Origin of the sequence: Bradyrhizobium sp., assembly GCF_016462955.1 — a bacterium.
Lineage (GTDB): Bacteria > Pseudomonadota > Alphaproteobacteria > Rhizobiales > Xanthobacteraceae > Bradyrhizobium.
The window spans coordinates 1-9,244 of sequence record NZ_JAEMSD010000001.1; the positions used below are offsets into that span (position 1 = coordinate 1).

Genomic DNA, 9,244 nt, shown 5'->3' on the forward strand with positions numbered 1-9,244 from the left:
CCATTAACAGGGTGGGAGCGCGCCGCATTGGGGAACCCTCAAAAGTGACCGCCTGAAAAGGTCATCATTTCGCGCTTTCGGCGGCCAGATTAATCGTTTTACATAATAGTGTTTGGCAGATGCCGACGGTTTTGTGCTACTCCAAAAGCACAGAAGAAATCATTGTTCTACATGTCTTTTGAAGCGGTTTTATACAAGGGGCCGGGAGCCTGCAGTGTCAATAGAAGTTGTCCAATCTTCGTTAACTGCGAGCCGAGCCGAGGGGAGACCGGCCTGGCTGAGCCTGCAGCGCGATGAGTTGTTTTGTGCCCTCTACGTCGTAGCTTGCGCCAACGGCCTACTGGGCCGCTTCATCCAGGCCATTCATGCCGATAGCGCGTTGGCGTCGGCATTGAGCATAGACATCAACGCTGTCGTGTTTTTTGCCTGCTTTGCGGGTCTGTCGATGATGTTCTCCAGCGCCAGGCAGGGCGTCGGGATCCAGCAGATCGGAAAATGGGACGTCGCGATAGCTGCAGTTTTCTTGATCCTGGTAGCGCTTCCGATCTATCCGTTGAGTTGGATCGCTGTGACGGGTCTTAGCGTCTATATCGTGCTGTTCGCCTCCGATAATCCCGATCGGGTGCGAGGCGCCATCATTCTATTTGCCCTCGCGGTTCCGATGTTCTGGAGCCGCCTGCTGTTTCAGATGTTTGCCAAGACCATCCTTGATATCGATGCGCTGCTGGTCGCGACCGTGCTGGATTCCTCGCGTGCCGGAAACATGGTGCGTTTTGCGGACGACTCTGGCTACATGATCGTATTGGCGCCCTGTTCGTCGCTGGCGAACATGTCGCTGGCGTTTCTCTGCTGGATCAGCATTTCTCAATGGGTTCGGCATTCATGGTCGAAAATCGATCTGCTCTGGTCCGGCCTCGCCTGTCTCTCTGTCGTTGCAGTCAATGTCACGCGCATCAGCCTGATGGGTTTAGGGCAATCCTGGTACGCAGCAATCCATAATCAATGGGGTGATCTCGTGACCAATACAGTCATGCTGATATTAATGGTCACGTTCAGCCTTGTCGGAGCCAGACGTGAAATATTCGCGCGGATTTAAGTTTCTGCTGGGGGCAGCATTAATATCGACGCTCGGCTTCAAGTTGTTGCTGAAGCCGGCGACCTCCAGCGAAAACCCGGCGACCGCGGCGCAATCGAGATTGGCTGACTTTCTCACCCGACAGCACTTCAGGGTCTCGGTCGTGGAAAATGCCGCGGAGGGTCAAGCCTCGATTATTGCGTCCACGGGCGTTTGCCGCATCCTTGCGGTTCGCTCGCCGGCAATGGGTTGGGACCGCGATCTCGTGCGACGTCAAGCCTCCCCTGGCGACGAGGTCTTCGTCCTGTATCGCGGCAAAATCTACGACGAGCAGCCGACTTTGCGCACTGTCTCGGATTTCCTTTGGGGCCGCATCTTGCGAGAACTTGGAATAAGCTCGACACAAAGAGCAGTATACGCGATTATTTCGCCAAGAAGCTGCAATGCATCCTTTTTGCCCTGGGATGAACTGGCGGCCGTCGATCGGGGGCCGCCGTCGGTTTGAATTAACTTGATTGCCAGATAAATGTCGCTTTCCATGCGGCAGCGCGGTATATTTAATGAAATATTGCCTGTTGCTTGAATGCAACAGTGTCCTTTAACTTTAGCTTTGGGAACTTGCTGTGAACGAAATTGTACCAATGCGTTCGACGTCAGGATCGCCCACACACTCCGTTGCGGCGGCGCCAAGTTTTGCCCAAAAGGTTGACACCGTCATCGGATTTCTCCGCCGCCGATGGATGATCATTACTGTTTGTGTTGCTGCCGCTCTTCCATTTGGCGCGATCAATCATTTCTTCTCCAAGCCGACATACACCTCCTCGTCGACCATTATGGTCGATCCCCGGGTGACCCAGCTATTTCCCAATTCATTGGTCCCCGACGCCTCGCGAGATCCTTCCTGGGTTGAGAACCAGATCGGCGTACTGAAGTCCCAAGGCGTCGCCGCCTATGTCGTCAAGCAGCTTCGCCTCGCTGATGACCCCGAATTTCTGCGAGAGGATCCTGGTGTCTTCGCATCCATGCTCGAGTATTTTGGCGTCACCGCGGGACTGAAGAAGATCGGACTGGGCGGAGCGCTGACCGCCGTCGGCCTTGCAGAATCCGATCGGCAGAGAAGCGAAGCTGAGCGCATCGGCGAGGCGCAGGGGGCCTTCACACGCCGTATTGACGTGAAGCGGGTAGGCCTTAGCAACATGCTGCGGGTCGAGTTTCGTTCGCGGAACCCGGATCAGGCGGTGAAGGTCGCGAACACGATGGTGGACGCGTACATCTACGATCAACTGACCGCGAAGTACCAAGCCAATCGCCGCGCGAGCGACTGGCTCCTGGAAAGACTGCAGGTACTGCGGGAGGATGCTGCCAATGCCGAGCGCGCGGTCCTGGAGTTCAAGTCGAAGAACAATATCGTGGCAGCCGGCGGAAAACTGGTCAACGACCAGGAAATGATGGATGCCACGGCCAAGCTCGCGTCGAGCAAGGCCGCCGTCTCCGACATCCAGGCCCGCCTGAATCGTATCGATGCCGTCGTCAAGTCCGGTCAGTCCAGTGCGGATTCCGGTTTCGACGAAACCATTGCGGCGGCCGATGAGACCACCAGCGACGCGATGCAGAACTCCATCATCGGGCAGCTGCGAAAGCAGTACCTTGACCTCGTAAACCGCGAATTGTCGTGGTCAGCCCAATACGGCAAGAACCATGTGGCGGTCGTGAATCTGCAAAAGCAGATCAGGGACATCCGACGCTCGATGATGAGCGAATTGGTCCGCATTCGGGAATCACTGAAGAGCGAATACGAGATCGCCAGCCAGCGCCAGGCGACGGCGGAGAAGACTCTTGCGGACGTCATCGCGCAATCAAAGGGCGTGAACCAGGCGCAGATTACCTTGTTCAACCTGGAAGCCACCGCGCAAAGCTATCGGCGCCTCTACGATAATTTCCTGCAACGTCATACGGAGGCGGTTCAGCAACAGACGCTGCCCGTCACGGAAGCGCGGGCGATTTCTCCCGCGGCGGTTTATCAAACCGGTCCCAAGCGGGGCATGATCTGGTTGACCACCCTGTTGGCTGGGGCGGGGATCGGTGTTGGCTTTGGTGCGCTCCGCGAGTTGATGGATCGAGGTTTCCGTACCAAGGAGCAGGTCCAGAGCGCGCTGTCGCTACAGTGTCTGAGCCTTGTTCCGGTTCTCACGGACCGCGCAATGCTCGGTATTTTGAATGACCCGCGCACGCGTGCATTGCAGGCCCGCACCAGTCCAACTGTTGCAGAGGTGATCCGTAACACGATGGTGAGCCGGATACACAAGACCTCCCGGCTGATGCGAACGGTCCAGCAGGCACCCGATTCGATCCTCGCGGAATCGGTCCGGATGATCAGGCTGAACCTGGAGCTGGAGGGACAATCCGATTCGCGTCGGGTCCTCGGTGTGACTTCCGCGTTCCCGGGCGAAGGCAAGTCGTCGCTTGCAGCTGCCCTCGCAACCGTGATTGCCCAGGGTGGGCAGCAGGTCATCCTGGTCGATTGTGATCTTCGCAATCCGTCTCTGTCGCGTGCTTTGTCCCCGGATGCGAAACTCGGGGTCGTTGATGCGGTCCATGGTCATTCCAACTTTCAGGAGCTGATTTGGACGGATCCGGCAACAAATCTGTCGTTCCTGCCGGGTGCTGCGAGAGCCGCAATCTCTCCAAGCGAGTTCCTTGCCTCTCCCGAGGCCGCAACCTTGTTCGCTGCTCTTCGAAAAGTCTTCGACTACGTCATCGTTGATCTGCCGCCGCTCTTGGCTGCGACTGACGTGCGCGCTGCCTCGCAGCTTCTGGACTCCTACCTTCTGGTGGTTGAGTGGGGGCAAACGAAGATCGACGCGGTTCAATATGCCCTGCGGCATGCGCCCGGCGTGTACGAGCGGACGGCCGGTATCGTTCTAAACAAGGTCGATGTGGAAGCGATGGGGCGGTACGATACGTATGGCGGGATGTACTATGGATACTCCTACGGGACACCGCCGGGCAGCGTGCCTGCGAACGGACGGGCCGAGCTTTCGGCGTGAACACTGCTACTAGGCTCAAGAGAACATGCTGAACGGGCAAACCGAAAGGAGCATCGTCTGATGCTCGTTTCGATCCTCATACCCTGCTACAACGCGCGGCAATGGGTCGGTCAGGCAATCGAGAGTGCGCTGGCCCAGACTTGGCCGAATGTCGAGGTCATCGTTGTCGATGACGGCTCCACGGACGGCAGCTTCGATGTCATTCAGTCCTATGGTGATCGCATTCGATGCGAGCGCGGACCCAATCGAGGCGGGAATCAAACGCGAAATCGGCTGCTCGAGCTCGCCCAAGGTGAGTGGGTCCAGTATCTTGACGCCGACGATTATCTGCTGCCCGACAAGATAGAAAACCAAGCGAGATTTATTCAGGCGCTGCGGGATGTCGATCTCGTCATTGGGCCGGCGATTTGGGAGTACTATTCGGCCGACGGCTCTCGGCGAGAGATCATGGAGATACCCGAACCGTTGGACTATTGGTCACTTCTCGCTAGTTGGAAGTTGCCGCAGACCGGTGCGCCGCTTTGGCGCAAAGCTGCAATCCTGGACGTTGGCGGATGGGATCCGAAGCAGCCGTGCTGTCAGGAGCATGAACTGTATCTGCGCCTGCTGATGGGAGGTAAGCGATTTGCCTTCTGCCCGAAGAGCGGTGCTGTGTATCGCCAGTGGAGCGACCAGACGCTGTGCAAGCGCGACATCAAATTGGTCCACACCCGCCGGCTGATGATAGAGCAGCAGCTTGAGGATTCACTGAGGAACCGCGGTGAACTTACCTCCAGCCGCTTGTTCGCTATCAATCTGGCGCGCTTCGAGATTGCGCGGAGCGCCTGGGCATATGACAGAGCACGGTCCATCGGCCTCATCCGCCAGATATTTGCGACCGACTGGTGGTTCTCGCCCCGCGGCGGAGCAGCGCCGCTCGGATATCGATTCGTCTTTCACGCATTTGGATTTCGGGCCGCCGAGGCCATTGGCCAGATGCTCAGGAGCGGTCTTTGGAGCCGAACCTGATGTCGGGAGAAGCAGGACCTGACAGCGATGGGTACGGAGACCATCCATACCTGCTTCTTGCGACCGACAGCGATGTTCAAGGAGCTTATTCCGGATATACGCAGCTCGCAAAGCATGTGCCGCATGCCGCTTTGCTCAGAAACCGTAGGCGAGAACCGCGGACTGTCTTGGAGCGCGGGGCTCAGCGCTGGATCAATCAGTTTACTGGTTCAAGCTGGTATCGGTTCAGCTCGATGCAGCCCGAGCTTCGTGCGTGGCTTCAATGCCAGACCGGATTTGAGGGCCTGGTGCATTTCCTCTGGGGGGAGCGGGACTGGGGAATTATCGATCGCCTGCCCTCCAGACGCCGGCCTAAAGTGTGCGCCACCTTTCATGCATGTACCGATACATTGCCCGACACCCTTCGCGCTAGCCGGCTGAGAAGCCTCGATGGCGTCATCCTGATGAGTGAAACGCAACGCGAGTTCTTTCTGAACCGCGGCGTCGAGAACGAGAAGATTGAGGTCATTCCGCACGGTATCGACCTGAGCTATTTTCATCGTTCCGAAGCCGCGACCGGCGACCAGTTCACGGTCCTGTCCGTCGGAAGCTATCGTCGCCGCTTCGATCTGCTGAAGAATGTCATAGAGATCGTCGGCGGCATTCGTCCGGAAATTTCGTTCGTGATAGTAGCTTCTCCCGACAAGACGCGAGAACTTGAGGGGCTTGCGAATGTCAAAGTTTTAGCGGGTGTGTCCGACTCTGATCTTCGCCGGCTATACAGCTCTTCATCGTGTCTCCTGATGACCTTGCAGGCGGCGACCGCCAACAACGCTATCCTGGAAGCAATGGCTTGCGAACTGCCGATTGTGAGTGAGGATGTCGGTGGCATCAGAGAGTATGTCGGCGAGGCCGGGATCCTGGCTCCTTCGGGTTCGGTAGATGCCCTGGTTGAAGCCATCCTGTCGCTGCACGGTAACAGAGATTTGGCGGCGCGCCTTGGACGGATCGGCGGAATCCGGGCGAAGAGCTTTGATTGGCCGATCATTGCGGAGCGGACGACAGCCTTTTACAAGCGTGTCTTGGCAGCCTGAGATGCAAGGCGTATTTGGATGGGCCAGACCGTGAGCATCCGGGACGAGTTCGCCAACAGGATCATGCGCTATCCAGGGGCGATAGCCATGCGCCTCCGCATTGCGCGGCTCCGGTTGCTGGGAGCACAAATTGGAGATCGCTGCTGGATACGGCGGGTCAGCGTACCCCGAAATCCCTGGGATCTCGTTCTTTCCGACGGTGTTGCGTTGGACGATGGCGTGATCCTGCTCAGCAGTGGCGAGAGGGGACGACAGCCCAAAATCCATATTGGCGCGAGGACCTACGTCAACCGCTACACGATGTTTGATGCGTCCGATCGGATCGAAGTCGGGAATGACTGCATGATAGGTCCATTCTGCTACATTACCGACCATGATCATGCCGCCGGCGCGGAGGGGCGTCGCGCCGATCAGCCGCTGGTTAGTTTGTCCGTGACAATCGGTCCAAACGTGTGGATAGGCGCTGGTGCGATCATCCTGAAGGGCGTGCAGATCGGCGCAAATGCGGTCATTGGCGCGGGGGCGGTCGTCACGCGATCGGTGGACGAGAGTAAGGTCGTCGCCGGGATTCCTGCCAGGTCCATACATCAGGCGGGGCGGTGAGCCGTGGCTCCGAGCCAGGAGGGGAGGGCGCCCGTCTCCGTGATCATACCGACATATGGTCGCGGGACCGCGATCATCAAGGTGCTTGAGCGCATTGCGCTCTGCCGACCTCTCCCAGCCAAAATCATTGTTCATCTCGATGCCCCCGCCGACAATGCGCTCGCGGAGATCAGCAGGCTGTTTCCCGACATTATGGTGTTGAGTTCGGATACAAGACTGGGACCGGGAGGTGGGCGCCATCGAGCCCTGATGGCTTGCGACACGCCTTTTGCGGTGAGCTTTGACGACGATTCCTATCCGATCGACGAGCAGTTCTTCTCCGAGGTCGAGCGGCTGTTCGTACGGAACGAGGATGTCGCGCTGCTGGCCGCTCAGATCTGGCACCGAAACGAAGACGTGCCCGAACTGTCGGATTGGATGTACGACCGGCCTAGCTTTGTGGGCTGTGGTTTCGCAATCCGGGTTGAGGCCTATCGAAAGATCCGCGGGTATCTGCCCCGGCCGGTAGCCTACGGTGTCGAGGAGACGGATGTCAGCCTGCAGCTTTTCGCGGCACGACAGCGCATCTGCCAGGTGGGAGCGTTGCGCGTGTTTCACGATACGGATTTGAAGCATCATAGTTCCGCGGTGATCACGGCTGCCAGCATCACCAATCTCGCGCTCTACGCGTTCCTGCACTACCCAGTATCGCGTCTTGGTTGGGGCGTTCTGCAGGTCGCAAACCGGGTAAGGTTTCTGGCAAGTCGCCGCCGCTTCCGAGGGATCATCGCCGGTTTCCTGGCCATTCCGCTAGACTGCTATCGGTTTCGGCAATATAGAGACCCGGTTGATCCTGATGTTCTATCTCGCTTTTTCAGATTAATCTCCCGCGATCCAAAGCCCACGATGCAGGGTTCGGTTAACGGATCATAGCTGGGCCTGTAGGATATTGGATGTGAGCAGTGCGAAATGGGTCTGCTGTCAACTCGGCGGGCGCGAGCATTACGCAATTCCACGGCTGCATCACCGAGGTGGGCATCTCGCCCGCCTGATAACCGATCTGTGGATCCCGCCGGGATCCCTCCTGCGTCCCCTCGCCGGGGCAGGCGCCGCATCCCGCTTCCATCCCGAACTGGCCGACGCACCGGTCAGCGCTTCCAACTGGGAAAGCCTGGTATTCGAATTGTCCGCCAAAGCTCGGCGCCGGGGCGGGTGGGACCTGATGATGGCAAGGAACGAGAGATTCCAGGCCTACACCGTGCGGGTGTTGTCTGGTCTTCGGAAGCCAAGTGGGGGCTCTGGAGTGGTCATGGCGTATAGCTATGCCGCAAGAGATATCTTCCGGTGGGCTCGTCGCCAAGGATGGCGGACGGTGCTGGCGCAGATCGATCCCGGCCCGCCGGAGCAGCGCATTCTACAAAAGCTTCATCAAGCGTCCGGCCTGTCGCATGCTTGGCAGCCGCCGCCCGACGTTTACTGGCAGGGCTGGCGCGAAGAATGCGAGCTTGCCGATCGCATCGTGGTCAATTCAAGATGGTCAGAGCACGCGCTGCTGGAGGAGGGGATCGCGGGTTCGAAGATCTCCTGCATTCCGCTCGCCTACGAGGCCGCACGGGCGCCGTCCCAGCGGTCCTATCCGGAGCAGTTCTCGCACGACCGTCCCATGCGGGTGCTCTTTCTCGGGCAGGTGAACTTGAGAAAGGGGATCGGGCCGCTCCTGGAGGCGATCGACAAGCTAAGGGACGAGCCGATCGAGTTCACATTCGTGGGGCCAGTCCAGTTCGAGATCCCGCAGGACTTTCGGCTCCAGCCGCGCATCAAATGGATCGGCCACGTGCCCCACGGTGAGACGGCACGCCACTATGAATACGCCGACCTGATGATCTTCCCGACCTTTTCGGATGGATTTGGCCTGACCCAACTCGAGGCTCAAGGCTGGCGCTTGCCCATCATTGCGTCGAGGTCCTGCGGCGACGTGGTTCAGGATGGGCGGAATGGGCTGCTCCTACCGGAGGTGTCCGCTGACGCGATTGCGTCGGCACTGACGAAACTCCTCAGGCAGCCAGCAGAATTGAGGAGAATGTCGAACGCCTCGTCGGTCGACGCTCAGTTTTCCTTGGATAGTGTCGGGAAGAGATGGAATGAGCTCATCGATTGAAACCGCACTGAGCGATCGCCGCGAACCGAGCGCGCCCGAGCGTGCGAACGTCGTTCGTCACAAGGTGACCTTCGTGACGATCGTTCCATCGCCATATCAGCGAGATCTTTTCGCAGCGTTGGCGAAGCGGCGCGAGATCGATCTGAACGTGTATTACATGGAGGCCGGTTCTCCCGATTCGCCATGGCCGGCCGTCGATCTCGAGCGTTACGAGCATATCTTGCCGGGGTCGTGGTACCCGATCGGGCCGGTGCGCGCCCATGTCAACTGGCGGCTCCCCGACCTTGCGGACGCCGACTTC

At 58.6% G+C, this 9,244-nt stretch carries 9 protein-coding genes; all 9 read left to right on the forward strand.

Annotation, left to right across the window (positions count from 1 at the left end):
- The first annotated feature begins 214 nt into the window (after positions 1–214).
- The gene (locus JHD07_RS00005; RefSeq protein ID WP_291617773.1) at positions 215–1,096 is read left to right on the forward strand and encodes a hypothetical protein; all 882 of its coding nucleotides are present in this window, start codon (positions 215–217) and stop codon (positions 1,094–1,096) included.
- Complete coding sequence (locus JHD07_RS00010; protein ID WP_291617774.1) at positions 1,074–1,580, forward strand: hypothetical protein; 507 nt, start codon at positions 1,074–1,076, stop codon at positions 1,578–1,580. The genes JHD07_RS00005 and JHD07_RS00010 overlap by 23 nt, the downstream gene beginning before the upstream one ends.
- Positions 1,581–1,716: 136 nt before the next feature.
- Positions 1,717–4,122 (forward strand): AAA family ATPase, encoded by a 2,406-nt coding sequence (locus tag JHD07_RS00015; protein WP_291617775.1) that lies wholly within the window; start codon positions 1,717–1,719, stop codon positions 4,120–4,122.
- Between the two features lie 60 nt (positions 4,123–4,182).
- Complete coding sequence (locus tag JHD07_RS00020; protein WP_291617776.1) at positions 4,183–5,130, forward strand: glycosyltransferase; 948 nt, start codon at positions 4,183–4,185, stop codon at positions 5,128–5,130.
- Complete coding sequence (locus tag JHD07_RS00025; RefSeq protein ID WP_291617777.1) at positions 5,115–6,203, forward strand: glycosyltransferase family 4 protein; 1,089 nt, start codon at positions 5,115–5,117, stop codon at positions 6,201–6,203. The genes JHD07_RS00020 and JHD07_RS00025 overlap by 16 nt, the downstream gene beginning before the upstream one ends.
- Before the next feature lie 18 nt (positions 6,204–6,221).
- The gene (locus JHD07_RS00030; protein ID WP_291617778.1) at positions 6,222–6,806 is read left to right on the forward strand and encodes an acyltransferase; all 585 of its coding nucleotides are present in this window, start codon (positions 6,222–6,224) and stop codon (positions 6,804–6,806) included.
- A gap of 39 nt (positions 6,807–6,845) precedes the next feature.
- A complete protein-coding gene (locus JHD07_RS00035) occupies positions 6,846–7,718 on the forward strand; it encodes a glycosyltransferase (protein WP_291617779.1) in 873 nt (290 codons plus the stop codon).
- Positions 7,719–7,740: 22 nt separating this feature from the next.
- Entirely contained in the window at positions 7,741–8,943 is a 1,203-nt protein-coding gene (locus tag JHD07_RS00040; RefSeq protein ID WP_291617780.1) for a glycosyltransferase family 4 protein, read from the forward strand.
- Positions 8,927–9,244, forward strand: a 318-nt coding sequence (locus tag JHD07_RS00045; protein WP_291617781.1) for a hypothetical protein, incomplete at its 3' end; no start/stop codon positions are given. The genes JHD07_RS00040 and JHD07_RS00045, both read left to right, overlap by 17 nt.

Bases quoted from the DNA above. Each gene is read 5' to 3' on its own strand.
- JHD07_RS00030 (WP_291617778.1), top strand. From the start codon at position 6,222: ATGGGCCAGACCGTGAGCATCCGGGACGAGTTCGCCAACAGGATCATG.
- JHD07_RS00015 (WP_291617775.1), top strand. From the start codon at position 1,717: ATGCGTTCGACGTCAGGATCGCCCACACACTCCGTTGCGGCGGCGCCA.
- JHD07_RS00020 (WP_291617776.1), top strand. From the start codon at position 4,183: ATGCTCGTTTCGATCCTCATACCCTGCTACAACGCGCGGCAATGGGTC.